Below are 14049 nucleotides of genomic sequence, written 5' to 3'. Positions count from 1 at the left end.
TCGCGGCCGGGACAGCTGCAAGCATTCTGCCCCAGTGATCACGTCGGCACCAGCATCCGAGGTTACCTACAGTAAACACCATTAGCCCCAATTTGCCGCAAAAGGGACAGTAAATGACGTGATGTAATGCATCCGTGCCGACTGTGCCGGTGCCGTCGGGCGAGGACCCTACGGGTCACGGCACAAGCTACCGCGCAAGCAGCCGTCGAGGGGTGACGTACCGTCGGTACCGAACAGATATCACTCGCACGCCGGAGGGGGACAGGGGATGACAAGGGTCAATCGGCCCTTTCGGCCAATCAGGGCCCGCACCGCCGCGGTCGCCGCCGGCACGGCGACCGCGCTTTTTCTGTCCCTGGCCGGCTGCGGCGACCCGGACGACGGCGGCCGTACGGCACATCGCCCCGCCCCCAGGCCCTCCCCGGCGTGGCGCACCGACCCCGCGTCCGTCGCCGCGCTCGGCGACTCCATCACCGTCGGGTTCGACGCCTGCTCGGTCCTTGCCGACTGCCCCGCCGTCTCCTGGGCCACCGGCACGGACCCGCAGGTGAACAGCGTCGCCCGGCGGCTGGTGAAGGACCCCGCCACGCACAGCTGGAACTTCGCGAGGACCGGCGCGCTGATACGCGACCTGCCGGGCCAGGTCGACCGGGCCGTACGGAAGCGGCCCGAGCTGGTCACCGTCCTGGTGGGCGCGAACGACGCCTGCCGCAACGAGGTCGGCGCCATGACCTCCGAGGCCGCCTTCCGCGCCGATTTCGAGACCTCGCTGCGCACGCTGCGGCGGGCCCTGCCCAAGACGCAGGTGTACGTCGCCGCCGTCCCCGACCTGATGCGGCTGTGGTCGCAGGGACGGCAGAACCAGCTCGGCAAGCAGATCTGGAAACTGGGCATCTGCGGCTCGATGCTGCGCGACCCGGACGACCTGTCGAAGGCGGCGGACACCCGGCGGCAGAGCGTGCGGGAACGGGTGCAGGCGTACAACAAGGCCCTGGAGTCGGTCTGCGCGAAGGACGCGCTGTGCCGCTTCGACCGCTCCGTCTTCGACTTCCGCTTCACCGGCGCCGAGTTGAGCGCCTGGGACTGGTTCCACCCCGGCCGGGAGGGCCAGCGGGAACTGGCGGAGATGGCGTTCCGAGAGATCACCCGTAAGGGGACGTAGCGGACTGGACGGGACGGAGCCGGGCAAGCGGACACGGCACCCCGGCACCGGTCACCGGGCGCCCCTTAGGGGAGGCGGCCGGGAGATCGTTCCTTCTGGGGATACGTACGGGACGCGGGCCGCGAGAGGATGACCGGCATGACCGCACGCCGCCCCGCCAGACCCGGACACCGCACCACCCGCACCGCCCTGGCCTCCGCCGCCCTCGTCACGCTGGCCGTCGTCGCCACCGGCTGCGAACTGACCGACGAGGTCACCGAGAGCGAGCAGACCTACACGGTGGACGGAAAGACCACGAAGCTGGACGTGTCGACGCCGGGCGGCGACATCAAGGTCGTCGCCGACGACACCGCCGAAGGCCGGGTCAAGGTCACCGAACGGCTCGAATACGGCAAGCAGAAGCCCGCCACCCGGCACTCCCTCAAGGACGGCGCCCTGAACCTCACCGCGGAGGACTGCGGCCGGTCGAACGGCAGGTGCAACGTCAGCTACGAGGTGCGGGTGCCGCGGTCGGTGGCGGTCACCCTCCGCACCGACGGCGGCAACATCGGCGTCACGGGCATCACGGGAACCGTCGGCACCAGGACCAGCGGCGGGAACATCGACGTCCGGCAGACCGCCGGCCCCCTCACCGCCGAGACCAGCGGCGGCGACATCACCATCAGCGACGCCCGGGGCAAACAGACCACCGCGCACACCGACGGCGGCGCCATCGACGCCCGCTTCACCGCCGTACCCGACCGCGTGACTACCGACTCCAGCGGCGGCAACGTCTCCGTCCGCCTCCCCCAGGGCCGCTACGCGATCGACGCCACCACGGACGGCGGCAACCGCAACGTCACCGGCAGCGTGGACAACGCCTCCCCGCACAAGATCAAGGCGCACAGCGACGGGGGCGATGTGGGGGTGACGGTGGGGCGGTGAGGTCAGGCGGCCTCACCGCCGCTCACTATGCGATCGCGGTACGCGCGCCAGGCGTCGAAGGCCGACCGCGCGGAATCCGCGGTGAGGAAACCGTCCGTGCCGGTGGCGACGGCCCGGGCGTTCAGCTTGTCCGCGACCGCGAGCGCCGCATGGGCCGCGGTCTCGCAGTCACCGTGGATGAACAGGGTGGCTCCGGTGACCGGCGCGTCGTTCGCCTCCTTGACCGGGGTGCTGAGGGAGAAGCCGGGCCCTTCGTAGTCGCCCCACCCGTCCTCCGTGCAGATGATGCCCGGCAGGCACGCGTCGAGGGCGGCACGGATCTCCCGGCCGGTGCCCAGGCTCGGCGGATCCCAGTCATGGGCGATCTCCTCCACCGACGTGATCCCGGGCGGAAACCGCATGATGCAAACGTCCCGACTCATGCGCTCAACGTAGGCGACGGCACTGACAATCGGGCCGCCACCGGCCGCCCCGCGCTGGTCAGGCCACCGTCACCCGCGCCGCCAGCCGCCGGTCGGTGACGCTGCGGGCCGCTTCGATCGCGTAGGTGCCGTCGACGAAGCGGCGGGTGCCGGACCGCTCGTCCCAGATCTCGAAGGCGCGGCGGGGCAGCGCGATCTCGGCCTCGGCCGTTTCGCCCGGGGCGGCCTCCACCGTCGCGAAACCGGCCAGCCAGCGGTCCGGGCGCTCCGCCGGTACGTGGCCCGCCACCCTGGTCAGGGGCGCGAGGTAGATCTGTACGACCTCGCGCCCGTGCCGCGAGCCGGTGTTGCGCACCCGGACGCGGGCGCGCGCCGGGGTCGCCTCCAGGGACTCGTAACTCCAGTCGGTGTAGCCCAGGCCGTGCCCGAAGGGGTACGCAGGTGCCGGGCCCGCCTCCTTCCGCTCCCGGCGCTGCCAGGCGCGGTAGCCGATGAAGACGCCCTCCTCGTAGTGGATTTCGCCGTCCACCGGGGTGACCTGGGTGACCGGGGCGTCCGCCAGGCGGGCGGGCCAGGTGGTGGGCAGCCGGCCGCCCGGCTCGTGGGTGCCCAGCAGGACGTCGGCCAGCGCGGCCCCCGCCTCCTGGCCCGGGAACCAGCCGAGCAGGACGGCGGGCACCTCGTCGCGCCACGGAAGCTCCACCGGGGAGCCGGAGTTGACGACCACGACCGTGTACGGGTTGGCCGCGGCCACCCGGGAGACCAGTTCGTCCTGCCGGCCGGGCAGGGCCAGGCCCGTGCGGTCGAAGCCCTCGGACTCGGTCTCCTCGGTGGTGGCCACGACCACGATCGCGGCGTCCGCGCCCGCTGCGGCCCGTACCGCCTCGTCGAGCTCGGCGTCCGGGTCGAGCCGCGGCTCCGCATGGCCGAGCGCGAAGGTCAGTACGGGCATGTCCGCGCCGAGCCCGGTGCTGAGCGGCACGAACCGCAGCGCCACGTCCACGTCCTGCCCGGCCGTCAGTTCCGTCTCCAGGCGATGCTCCGCCGGGTTCATGAACGCCTCGAACGGGTCGTCCGTCTCCGGGGCGCAGGAGGCGTCGAACAGCACCCGGCCGCCGACGGTCAGGCGCAGCTCACCGGTGCCGGAGACGGCGAAGGTATGGGCGCCGGACACCTGCGGGGTGAAGCGGCCGGCCAGTTCCACGCTGTGCAGGGTGCGCGGTGTGACCCCGTCCGGGAGGCGGCCCATGGCCTGCACCTTGCCGTCGAACTGCGGCTGTTCGGCGAGCAGCGCGCCGTCGGCGCCGTAGTAGCGGGCGCACAGGTCGAAGCCCGCGCGGGCGTGCGGGACCTTCGTGCGCGCGTCGGCGCCGACCGCGTAGGTGACCTCGGTCCCGGCGGGCAGGGCGGCGCGCAGGCCGTCCAGCGGGGAGACGATCCGCTCGGGGAAGACGGTGGCGGAGCCGCCGCCGAGCACCCGGGCGTCCTTGGCGGCGGCACCGATGACGGCGATCTTGCGGAGGGTGCGGGTGGGCAGGGGGAGGGCGCGGGGCGAGCCGGCCTCCTCGGTCCGTACGGCCGGCTCGCCTCGTACCACCGGCTCGTTGCGTACCAGTACGAAGGACCGGCGGGCGATCTCGCGGGCCAGGGCGCGGCCGTCGATGTCCTTCGGCACGTCGGCCGGGGTGACGGCGGGCGGGACGCTCTCCAGGCAGCCCGTGCGGGCGGCGAGCAGCAGCACGCGGCGGACCGCGGCGTCCACCTCGGCCTCCATGACCCGGCCCGCGCGGACGGCGTCCGCGAGCGCCGGCCCGAAGACCGTGTGCGGGCCCGGCATCGCGAGGTCCAGGCCGCCGCGCAGCGCCCGTACCGTGTCGCGGGCCGCCGTCCAGTCCGAGACGTTGACCCCGTCGAAGTCCCACTCGCCCCGCAGCACGCCGTCGACCAGTTCGCGGTGTTCGGTCATCGTCGCGCCGTTGACCTGGTTGTAGGCCGTCATGATGCCCCAGGGGCGGGCGGTTTCGACGATGTGCTCGAAGGGCGCCAGGTACAGCTCGCGCAGGGGGCGCGGGGCGATCCGGTTGTCGACGGTGAAGCGCTCGGTCTCGGCGTCGTTGCCGACGAAGTGCTTGACGGTGGCGCCGACCCCGCCGTCCTGGACCCCGGCGACGTATCCCGCGCCGATCACGCCGGTCAGGTACGGGTCCTCGGAGAAGCACTCGAAGTGCCGGCCGCCGAGCGGGGAGCGGTGCAGATTGACGGTGGGCGCCAGGAGGACGTGCACGCCTTTGCGGCGCGCCTCCTGGGCGAGCAGCCGGCCGGCGCGGCGCGCCAGGTCCGCGTCCCAGGTGGCGGCCAGCGCGGTGGGGCTGGGGAGCGCGACGGACGGGTCCCCGGCGCCCCACTGCCGGCCGCGTACGCCGACCGGCCCGTCCGACATGACCAGCGACCGCAGCCCGATCTCCGGGACCGCGGGCAGCGTCCAGACGTCCTGCCCGGCCAGCAGCCGGGCCTTGGTGTCCAGGTCCAGCTTGCCGAGAGCGTCCTCGACGGCCGGGGCGACGGCCGCGGCGTAGGCGCTTCGGTGGTCGGTCATACGGCTCTCCCTGTCGTGGACGTACGCATCCGGGACGTACGGATCCGGCCCCTCGGCCTGATTGTGACGGTTTCACCTGGCGGACGGTAGGTACCGTTATCTTCTGGTTATCCGACGGATGGGGCAGGCCGCGGGGTTACGCTCGGCCGGTGACTGCACGAGACCAGCCCCGGCCGTCCGGCCGCCGGAGCGGCGGGGGGCGCGAGGCGCAGCGCGCGGAGCGGCGCGAGGCGATCCTCCGGGCCGCCATGGAACTGATCGCCGAGCGCGGCTACCGGGGCACGTCACTCGCCGCCGTCGCCGAGCGCGCCGGACTGACCCAGCAGGGCCTGCTGCACCACTTCCCCAGCAAGGAGCTGCTGCTGGTCGGCGTCCTGGAGGCGCGCGACCAGTGGGACACGGCCGCCGCCGCGGCCACCGGCGCCTGGCGCACGGACACGCTGGCCGGGCTGGTCGAGTACAACGCCGGGCGGCCCGGCGTCGTCCAGACGTACACGGTCCTGGCCGGGGACAGCGTCACCGAGGGCCATCCGGCCCGCGACTTCTTCGAGCGGCGGTTCCGGCGGGTGCGGGAGACGCTGGCCGAGGTGCTGCGGACGGAGTACGGCGACCGGCTGCCGGGCGGGCTGACGCCGGAGCGGGCGGCCCCGCTGCTGGCCGCCGTGATGGACGGGCTCCAGCTCCAGTGGCTGCTGGAGCCGGGGGAGGTGGACATGACGGCGGCGTTCCGGGACTTCCTGGCGCTGCTGAGGGGGGACGAGGCGGAGCCTCCGGCCTCGTAGGGCGGTGGCCGCGCCGCGGATCAACCCCTTCCGCGATCAGCGCACCGCCGCTTTACTCACCCCATGAGACACATACGCACCAAGGTGGGCGTGGTCGGCGCCGCGTTGCTGACCGCCGCCCCGCTCGCCCTCAGCGCCCCCTCCGCCACGGCGGTCTCCCCCGCCACCGCCACTGCCACCGCCCGGCAGACGACGGCTGCGCCCACCGTCGAGGAGCAGCGGCTGTCGCAGCGCGTGCCGCAGGAGATCCTGCGGCGCAGCGGGTTCTCCGGGGTGGCCGGGACGTTCGCCGGCGGGCTCGCGCGGGTGGACTCCTATGGGGCGGCGAAACGGTACGTCACGGAGGCGGGGCGCGGCCTGTGGCGGCGCGCCGTGGACCGCGTCCAGGGGCGCGGGCCGCAGGGCGGCGACCTGAGCCGGGACGACGACCGGCCGCTGTACTGGGCGCGGCTGGGGATGACCAAGGCGCTCCGGGAGTGGAAGCCCGACTTCCGGCTGAGCGCGGACCAGCGGGACACGCTGATGGGGGCGCTGGAGCGCGGTTCGCGCGGGCAGGACTCGATCGACCTGCCCAGTGGCGGGCACTCCAACACCCGGGTGCTGCGCGTCGTGGTGACCGGTTTCGACCCCTTCCAGCTGGACGCGGACGCCCGGCGCAGCAACCCGTCCGGGGCCGCGGCGCTCGCCCTGGACGGCACCACGGTCCGTACGTCCTCGGGGCGGCTCGCCCGCGTCGAGACCGCCGTCTTCCCCGTACGGTGGGCGGACTTCGCGGCCGGCACGGTGGAGCGCACGCTCCTGCCGTACTTCCGGCGCGGGCCGCAGCAGGTGGACCTGTTCACCACCATCAGCCAGGGCCGCCCGGGGCAGTTCGATCTGGAGCGGACCAACGGCGCCTGGCGGGGCGGCTATCCGGACAACGCGCGGGAGTCGCGCACCGAGACGGTGCCCGTACCGAAGGACGTGCCGACCGTCCGGCCGCAGCCGCAGTGGACCACCACGACCCTGCCGTACGCGCAGCTCACCGCGGCGTCCACCGGGCCGTTCCCGGTGCGGGACAACACGGCGGTGACCGAGATCCCGGTGGGCGGCTCGTCGCCCGTCGAGCGGCCGGACGGTCCGACGCCGGGCTCGACGGCCCGCGAGGGCGGGGGCGGTGACTACCTGTCCAACGAGATCGGCTACCGGGCGACGCTGCTGCGGGACGCGCTGAAGCTGAAGGTCCCGGGCGGCCACCTGCACACGCCGGTGCTCCAGTTCGGCGCCGGGAACACCGACCCGAAGACCGGCGAGGTCACCGACCCCGGCTTCGTACGGAACCGGACCACCATCACCGGGCAGGTACGGAGCATCCTCACCGCCGCGTTGTCAGTGGCATCGGGCACCATGGAGAAATGATCGTCGCAGCAGCGCAATTCCCGTCCGCCGTGTTGGACATCGAGGCCAACGCGGCCCGGACCGCCGGGCTGATCGCCGAGGCCGCGGGCCGCGGCGCCGAGCTGATCGTCTTCGCCGAGCTGGGCCTGACGGGCTATGAGCTGGAGGCGATAGCCGCCGGCCCGGAGCGGTGCGTCCTCGCGCCGGACGACCCGCGGCTCGCCCCCGTCCGCGACGCCTGCCGGGCGGCGGGCGTCGCCGCGGCGGTCAGCGGCCCGGGGCGCGGCCCGTCGGGCACGGCGGACGGGATGGCGATCGCGACGTTCGTGTACGGACCGGACGGCGCACTGCTGACCCGTTACGACAAGCACCATCTGTACGGCCGGGAGACCGAGCTGTTCACCCCGGGACCCACGGCAGGCGGCCGCTTCACCTACCGCGGCCTGAAGTTCGCCCTCGCCACCTGCTACGACAACGCCTTCCCCGAGGTGGCGGAGCGGGCCGCGGCCGACGGCTGCCAGGCGTATCTGGCCAGTTCGTTCCACGACTCGGTGGAACGCACGGACGAGTACGCCACTCTGGCGCGCGACCACGGCTTCGACGTCCTGCTCGCCAACGGCACCGGCCCGCGAAGCGGGGGCGTGGGCTGCGGGTACAGCGGCATATGGGCGGCGGACGGTTCCGGCCTCGCGCGGGTGACCGGCGAAACCGGCCTGGGGCTCGCGGAGGTCGGTGTGACGGCTGGGCCGCTCTCGGAGGCCCGCGTGCCCTCCGGGCCGGACCCGGAGGAGTCGGAACCGGCTGGGATATCCGGAGGTCGGGCCGCCGGGTAGCGGGGCGACGCGAGTACGGGCCCCCGTCGCCTCCGTTCAGGCGGGGAGGTCGTCCGGCGACGGGGAGGACGACGGTGCGTCGGCTGGCCCGCTCCCGGAAGGCCCGGAACCGGCCGGGATATCCAACGGCCAGGCCGCCGGGCAGCGGAGGCGACGCAAGCACGGCGCCCCCGCCGCCCCCGTTCAGGCGGGCAGCCCGACCAGCGTCAGGTAGAACGGCGCGTCGGCCGGCCCACTCTCGGAAGGCTCGGAACCGGCCGGGATATCCAACGGCCAGGCCGCCGGGTAGCAGGGGCGATGCCAGCACGGCACCCCACCACCCCCGTTCAGGCAGGCAGTTCGTCCAGCGTCGGGTAGGACGGCTGGGCGCCTGCCTTGGTTACGGCTGCTGCGCCGACTCGTACGGCGAAGCGGGCCGCGGCCGGGAGGGAGTCGCCGCGGGCCAGCCGGACGGCGAGGGCGCCGGTGAAGGCGTCGCCGGCGCCCGTGGTGTCGACCGGGTCGACCTTCACGCCCGGGACCCGCTCGCTCCTGCCCTCGCCGTCCACGACCAGTGCGCCGTCGCCGCCGAGGGTGACGACGACCGAGCGGGCGCCCTGGTCGCGCAGGGTGCGGGCCCAGTCCTCCGGTCCGCCTTCGCTGCGGCCCGCGAGCTGCTGTGCCTCGTGCTCGTTGACGACGAGGGGGTCGGCGGCGGCGAGGAGGTCCGGGTCGAGGCGGTCGGGGGTGGGTGACGGGTTGAGGACGACCCGGGTGCCGGTCTCCGTGGCGGTGGCCGCGGTGGCCCGTACCGTCTCCATCGGGACCTCGAACTGGAGGGAGACGGCGGCGGACCCCGCGATGACCTCGCGGGCGGCGGCGACGTCCTCGGGGGTGAGCGCCGCGTTGGCGCCCGGGGAGACGACGATGCTGTTGTCGCCGTCCGGGCCCACGATGATCATGGCGGTGCCGGTACGGGTGCCGGGCGCGGCGATCACCTGCGAGACGTCCGTGCCCGCCTCGCGCTGCGCGTTCAGCAGCAGTTCGCCGTACGCGTCGTCGCCGACCCGGGCCAGCAGCCCGACCCGGCCGCCCAGCCGGGCGGCGGCAGCGGCCTGGTTGGCACCCTTGCCGCCCGCCGACTCGACCAGGTCGGAGCCGTGCACGGTCTCCCCCGCGCCGGGCCGCCGCGCCACCCGGACCGTCAGGTCCGCATTGGCCGAGCCCACTACCAGTACGTCGTACATCTGCTTCTCACCCATCGAATTCCGCCGCGTTCTTGCTGGTCACCAGCACGACCGGCACCTTCACCTGTTTCGGCGGCCGCTCGCCGCGCGCCGCCCTGAGCGCCTGGTCGACGGCCTGCTTCCCGAGCAGCCTGGGCTGCTGGGCGACCGTGGCGGTCAGCGTCCCGCCGCGGACGGCGGCGACACCGTCCGGCGTGCCGTCGAACGCCACGATCTTCACATCCTTGCCCGCCCTGGCGCCCAGCGACTTCGCGGCGCCGAGGGCCATCTCGTCGTTGGCCGCGAAGACGCCGCCGATGTCCCGGTGCGCTTGGAGCATATTGGACATTACGTCCATACCCTTGGTCCGGTCGAAGTCGGCGGGCTGCCGCGCCACCACCTCGATGCCCGGGTACCGCTTGATGCCCTCCTCGAAGCCCTGCCCGCGCTCGCGGGCGGCCGAGGTGCCGGGCTGCCCCTCCAGGAAGGCCACCTTTCCCTTGCCGCCGAGGGATTCGGCGAGCGTCTTCGCGGCGAGCCGGCCGCCCGCGACATTGTCGGAGGCGATGGTCGAGCCCACGTCGCCGCCGTTGACACCGCGGTCGATGGAGATCACCGGCACCTTGGCCCGGTTGGCGACGCCGACGGCCGGTACGGCGGCGTCGGAGTCCACCGGGTTGATGATCGCCGCCTTGACGTCCTGGCTGGTGAACGTCTCCATCTGGTTGATCTGCTGCATGGGGTCGTTCTGCGCGTCGGTGATGTTGATGTGCAGGCCGCGCCGGTCCGCCTCGGCCTGCGCGCCCTCCTTGATGCCGACGAAGAACGGGTTGTTGAGGGTGGACAGGGCCAGCCCGAGGTCCGTGTTCCCGCCCCGGTCGCAGCCGGACAGGACGAGGGCTCCGGCCAGGACGGCCGCGCCGAGCAGCCCCGTACGCCTGCCGGTACGCCGGCCGAGCCTCCCCGTACCCGTACGCCTGCCGACCGGCCCCGCACCCGTACCCGGGCCGGACCGCCACGCACGCCCCCTCATCGCCCGCTCCGGCGCCGCAGCGTGTCCAGGAGCACCGCCAGCGCGATGACCAGGCCGGTGGCCACCTGCTGCCAGAACGCGGAGACGCTCAGCAGGTTGAGGCCGTTGCGCAGTACGGCGAGGATCAGCGCGCCGATGAGCGTGCCGGACGCCTTGCCGGAGCCGCCGGAGAGGCTGGCGCCGCCGATGACGACGGCGGCGATGGCGTCGAGTTCGTAGCCGACGGCGGCCTGCGGCTGGGCGGAGGTCAGCCGGGCCGCGAGCACGATGCCCGCGACCGCCGCGAACACCCCGGACAGTGCGTAGATGACCAGCTTGCGGCGCTTGACGTCGATGCCGGAGAGCCGGGCCGCCTCCTCGTTGCCGCCGATCGCGAACATCGCGCGGCCCGCGTACGTACGGTTGAGGACCAGGGCTGCTATGAGGCCCATCGCGATCATGACCAGGACCGGTACCGGCAGCCACCCGCCCAGCGTGTCCCCCAGCCTGCTGACCGAGGCGGGGAAGGCGACCGGCGAGCCGCCGGTGATGACCAGGGCGAGACCGCGGCCGATGGAGAGCATCGCGAGCGTGGCGATGAAGGCGGGCAGCTTCCCGTACGCGACCAGCGCGCCGGAGACCAGGCCCGCCACCGCGCCGACCGCCAGGCCCAGCAGCACGGCGATCCACACCGGGAGGCCCGCGTCGGTCGCGGCCCAGGCGACGACGGTGGCGCTGAGCGCCGCGACCGAGCCGACCGACAGGTCGATGCCCGCGGAGACGATCACGAAGGTGACGCCGAAGGCGAGTACGGCGGTGACGGACGCCTGGACGCCGACGTTCAGGAGGTTCTGTCCGTTCAGGAAGTCCCCGGACAGCGCCGCCATCACCACGACGAGGGCGATCAGGCCGCCCAGCGGGCCGTTCTTCAGGACGGCCCGGGTGAACCAGGGGCCGGACCCGGCACCGGGCGGGGCCGTGCCGACCGCCTCGGCGCCCGCTCCCGTCTTCACATCAGCGGACATCGGAGCCCTCCATCGCGCTCTCGTTCGTGTGTCGCGGACCGGACGCGCCGGCGGGCCGTACGGCCAGTTCCATCACCGCGTCCTGCGTCGCCTCGTCGGCGGACAGCTCACCGGCGAGCCGTCCCTGCGCCATGACCAGCACCCGGTCGCTCATGCCGAGCACCTCGGGCAGGTCGCTGGAGATCATCAGCACCGCGCGGCCGGCCGCCGTCAGCTCGTTGACCAGCTGGTAGATCTCGACCTTCGCGCCGACGTCGATACCGCGCGTCGGCTCGTCGAGGATCAGCAGCCGGGTGTCGGCCAGCAGCCACTTGCCGATGACGATCTTCTGCTGGTTGCCGCCGGAGAGGGTGCGGACGTGCTGCCCGAGCCCGCTCATCCGCACCTTCAGCTGCCCGGCCACCTCGGCCGCCGCGCGCCGCTGGCCGCGCCGGTCCACCAGGCCGCCGCGGGTGTCCCGGTCCAGCCGGGCCAGCGTCAGGTTGTCCTGGAGGGACGCGTCCAGGACCAGGCCCTGGCCCTTGCGGTCCTCGGGGACCAGGCCGAGCCCGGCGCGCATCGCGGCCCGTACATCGCCGGGGACCAACGCCTGCCCGTCGATCTCGACGGTCCCGGCGTCGTAGCGGTCCACGCCGAACACCGCCCGCGCGACCTCGGTACGGCCCGCGCCGACCAGGCCGGCGAGGCCGACGACCTCACCGGCCCGCACCTCGAAGTCGATGTCCTCGAAGACCGGGGTGCCGTTGGGGCCGTGCCGGGTCAGGCCGCGTACGCGCAGCAGCGGCGCGCCGGGGGCTTCCGGGCGCTGCCGGGGGTACTGCTCGGCGATGTCGCGGCCCACCATCAGGCGGATCAGCTCGTCCTCGTCCGTACCGGCCGGGACCTCGGCCACCGAGCGTCCGTCGCGCAGGACGGTGACCCGGTCGCCCAGGGCGCCGATCTCCTCCAGGTGGTGGGTGATGAAGATGATCCCCACCCCTGCGTCGCGCAGTTCGCGGACGATCGCGAAGAGCGTTTCGACCTCTTCGGAGGTCAGTACGGCGGTCGGCTCGTCCATGATCAGGACGCGGGCGCGCAGGCTCAGCGCCTTGGCGATCTCGACCATCTGGAGGCGGGCGATGCCCAGTTCGGCGACCGGGGTGTCCGGGGAGACGTCGAGGCGGACCCGGCGCAGCAGTTCGGCGGCGCGCGCCCGCATCGTCTTCTTGTCGATGAGGCGGAGCGCGGTGCGCGGCTGCCGGCCGAGGAAGATGTTCTCCGCGACGGTCAGGCCGGGGACGAGGTTGAACTCCTGGTAGATGGTGGCGATACCGAGCCGTTCGGCGTCCTGCGCGGAGCGGATGCGCACCTCGTGGAGGCCGTCGGGAGCCGCGGTGGCCACGGGGTCGTCCGCCGGGCCGCCGGCCACGAGGATGCGCCCGGCGTCCGGCCGGTGGGCGCCGGAGAGCATCTTGATCAGGGTGCTCTTGCCCGCGCCGTTCTCGCCGAGCAGGACGTGCACCTCGCCCGCGCGCAGGCTCAGGTCCACGCCGTCCAGTGCCCGTACGCCGGGGAACGACTTCGCCACCCCCTCGACGCGCAGCAGTTCGCGGCCGGCCGGTGCGTCGTCCCGAACGTCGTCGTTGACGTCGGTCATGCGCTGCCCCTCTCCTGTCGGGTCTCCTGTCGGGTGTGGTCCTGCCGGGCCGTGCAGTCCTCCTGGCCGGTGGCCGGTTCGCCGCAGGAACGGCGGATGACGAGCCGGGCCGGCAGCAGTACGGAATCGGCCGGGCGCCCCTCGATCCGCTCCAGCAGGGTGCGCACGGCGGCCCGGCCCAGTTCGCGGGTGGGCTGGGCGATGGCGGTGAGCGGCGGGTCGATGTGCGCGAACCACGGCACGTCGTCGTAGACGACGAGCGCCACGTCGCCGGGCACCCGCAGCCCGCGCGCGCGGATCTCGTCCATCGCGCCGAGCGCCATCAGGTTGTCGGTGGCCAGTACGGCGTCGGGCGGCTCGGGCAGGTCCAGGAAGCCGCGCATCACCTGGCGGCCGCCGGTGTGCTGAAGGTCGGGCGTGGAGCCGACCCGCTCGTCCGGGAGCGCTATGCCGTGCGCGGCCAGGGCCGTACGGAAGAGTTCCAGCCGCTCGTCGCCGGTCGGCGTACCGGCCGGGGCGACGATGATCGCGGGGCGCCGCCGGCCGAGCGCCGCGAGGTGCGCGGCGAGGGCGGTGAGCGCGGCGCTGCCGTCGGCGCGTACGCACGGCGCGTCGACGCCGGGCACGATCCGGTCGAGCAGCACCAGCGGAGTGCCGGAGGCGACGACCTCGCCGAGCATCGCGGAGCCGGTGCCGGCCGAGCTGACCAGCAGGCCGTCGATGCGGCGGTCCAGCAGCGTACGGATGTAGTCGTCCTGCTGGCCGGGGCGTTCGGCGGCGTTGCCGATGATCAGGCTGTAGCCGAGGCCGCGGGCCGCGTCCTCGACGGCGTCGGCGAGTTCGGTGAAGAACGGGTTGGTCAGGTCGCTGATGACCAGGCCGAGCGTGCCGGTACGGGCGGTACGCAGGGCGCGGGCCACGTTGTTGGGCCGGTAGCCGAGCTCCCGGACGGCGGCGAGCACCCGCTCGCGGGTCTCGGCGACCGGGCTGCGCCCGTTGAGCACGCGGGAGACGGTGGCCACGGACACCCCGGCCCGCTCGGCCACGTCCTTGATCTTCGCCATGGGCGCCCTTG

The 14049-nt window shown here is 73.7% G+C and carries 10 protein-coding genes and 1 pseudogene; 5 read left to right on the top strand and 6 right to left on the bottom strand.

What is annotated here, in order from left to right:
- The first annotated feature begins 268 nt into the window (after positions 1–268).
- Together ADK86_RS29855 and ADK86_RS29850 are read left to right on the top strand one after the other, a co-directional pair.
- Complete coding sequence (locus ADK86_RS29855; RefSeq protein ID WP_053699415.1) at positions 269–1162, top strand: SGNH/GDSL hydrolase family protein; 894 nt, start codon at positions 269–271, stop codon at positions 1160–1162.
- A gap of 138 nt (positions 1163–1300) precedes the next feature.
- On the top strand, positions 1301–2086 hold the full coding sequence (locus ADK86_RS29850) for a DUF4097 family beta strand repeat-containing protein (RefSeq protein WP_053699414.1): 786 nt from the start codon (positions 1301–1303) through the stop codon (positions 2084–2086).
- A gap of 2 nt (positions 2087–2088) precedes the next feature.
- On the opposite strand, the gene ADK86_RS29845 is transcribed toward ADK86_RS29850, so the two are convergent.
- The gene (locus ADK86_RS29845; protein ID WP_053699413.1) at positions 2089–2487 is read right to left on the bottom strand and encodes a hypothetical protein; all 399 of its coding nucleotides are present in this window, start codon (positions 2485–2487) and stop codon (positions 2089–2091) included.
- 79 nt (positions 2488–2566) lie between these two features.
- Positions 2567–5104, bottom strand: coding sequence for a beta-glucosidase family protein (locus tag ADK86_RS29840; protein ID WP_053699412.1), 2538 nt, complete (start codon positions 5102–5104; stop codon positions 2567–2569).
- 149 nt (positions 5105–5253) lie between these two features.
- Between ADK86_RS29840 and ADK86_RS29835 the strand changes: the two genes are divergently transcribed.
- From ADK86_RS29835 to ADK86_RS29825, 3 genes are all read left to right on the top strand, one after another.
- Entirely contained in the window at positions 5254–5886 is a 633-nt protein-coding gene (locus tag ADK86_RS29835) for a TetR/AcrR family transcriptional regulator (protein ID WP_053699411.1), read from the top strand.
- 63 nt (positions 5887–5949) lie between these two features.
- On the top strand, positions 5950–7284 hold the full coding sequence (locus ADK86_RS29830) for a pyroglutamyl peptidase (RefSeq protein ID WP_107088595.1): 1335 nt from the start codon (positions 5950–5952) through the stop codon (positions 7282–7284).
- On the top strand, positions 7281–8096 hold the full coding sequence (locus ADK86_RS29825) for a carbon-nitrogen hydrolase family protein (protein WP_063789117.1): 816 nt from the start codon (positions 7281–7283) through the stop codon (positions 8094–8096). The genes ADK86_RS29830 and ADK86_RS29825 overlap by 4 nt, the downstream gene beginning before the upstream one ends.
- A 326-nt stretch (positions 8097–8422) precedes the next feature.
- On the opposite strand, the gene rbsK is transcribed toward ADK86_RS29825, so the two are convergent.
- From rbsK to ADK86_RS29800, 4 genes and pseudogenes are all read right to left on the bottom strand, one after another.
- On the bottom strand, positions 8423–9337 hold the full coding sequence (gene rbsK / locus ADK86_RS29820; protein ID WP_234346087.1) for a ribokinase: 915 nt from the start codon (positions 9335–9337) through the stop codon (positions 8423–8425).
- Positions 9330–11338, bottom strand: a pseudogene (locus ADK86_RS45750) (substrate-binding domain-containing protein). The gene rbsK and the pseudogene ADK86_RS45750 overlap by 8 nt, the downstream one beginning before the upstream one ends.
- Positions 11328–12974: a sugar ABC transporter ATP-binding protein gene (locus tag ADK86_RS29805; protein ID WP_053699409.1), complete on the bottom strand. Its 1647-nt coding sequence runs from the start codon at positions 12972–12974 to the stop codon at positions 11328–11330. Before ADK86_RS29805 ends, ADK86_RS45750 begins: the two are co-directional and overlap by 11 nt.
- Positions 12971–14038 carry a LacI family DNA-binding transcriptional regulator gene (locus ADK86_RS29800; protein ID WP_053699408.1) on the bottom strand — a complete coding sequence of 356 codons (1068 nt, stop codon included), beginning with the start codon at positions 14036–14038 and terminating at the stop codon, positions 12971–12973. Before ADK86_RS29800 ends, ADK86_RS29805 begins: the two co-directional genes overlap by 4 nt.
- Between the last annotated feature and the right edge of the window lie 11 nt (positions 14039–14049).

Origin of the sequence: Streptomyces sp. NRRL F-5755 (genome assembly GCF_001279365.1) — a bacterium.
Lineage (GTDB): Bacteria > Actinomycetota > Actinomycetes > Streptomycetales > Streptomycetaceae > Streptomyces > Streptomyces rimosus.
The sequence above is the reverse complement of the archived record's forward strand: the minus strand, read 5'-3'. Positions and strand labels throughout refer to the sequence as shown.

Coding starts and splice junctions, on each gene's coding strand:
- rbsK (WP_234346087.1), bottom strand. CDS start 9,337: ATGGGTGAGAAGCAGATGTACGACGTACTGGTAGTGGGCTCGGCCAAT.
- ADK86_RS29805 (WP_053699409.1), bottom strand. CDS start 12,974: ATGACCGACGTCAACGACGACGTTCGGGACGACGCACCGGCCGGCCGC.
- ADK86_RS29855 (WP_053699415.1), top strand. CDS start 269: ATGACAAGGGTCAATCGGCCCTTTCGGCCAATCAGGGCCCGCACCGCC.
- ADK86_RS29845 (WP_053699413.1), bottom strand. CDS start 2,487: ATGCGGTTTCCGCCCGGGATCACGTCGGTGGAGGAGATCGCCCATGAC.
- ADK86_RS29800 (WP_053699408.1), bottom strand. CDS start 14,038: ATGGCGAAGATCAAGGACGTGGCCGAGCGGGCCGGGGTGTCCGTGGCC.
- ADK86_RS29825 (WP_063789117.1), top strand. CDS start 7,281: ATGATCGTCGCAGCAGCGCAATTCCCGTCCGCCGTGTTGGACATCGAG.
- ADK86_RS29850 (WP_053699414.1), top strand. CDS start 1,301: ATGACCGCACGCCGCCCCGCCAGACCCGGACACCGCACCACCCGCACC.
- ADK86_RS29830 (WP_107088595.1), top strand. CDS start 5,950: ATGAGACACATACGCACCAAGGTGGGCGTGGTCGGCGCCGCGTTGCTG.
- ADK86_RS29840 (WP_053699412.1), bottom strand. CDS start 5,104: ATGACCGACCACCGAAGCGCCTACGCCGCGGCCGTCGCCCCGGCCGTC.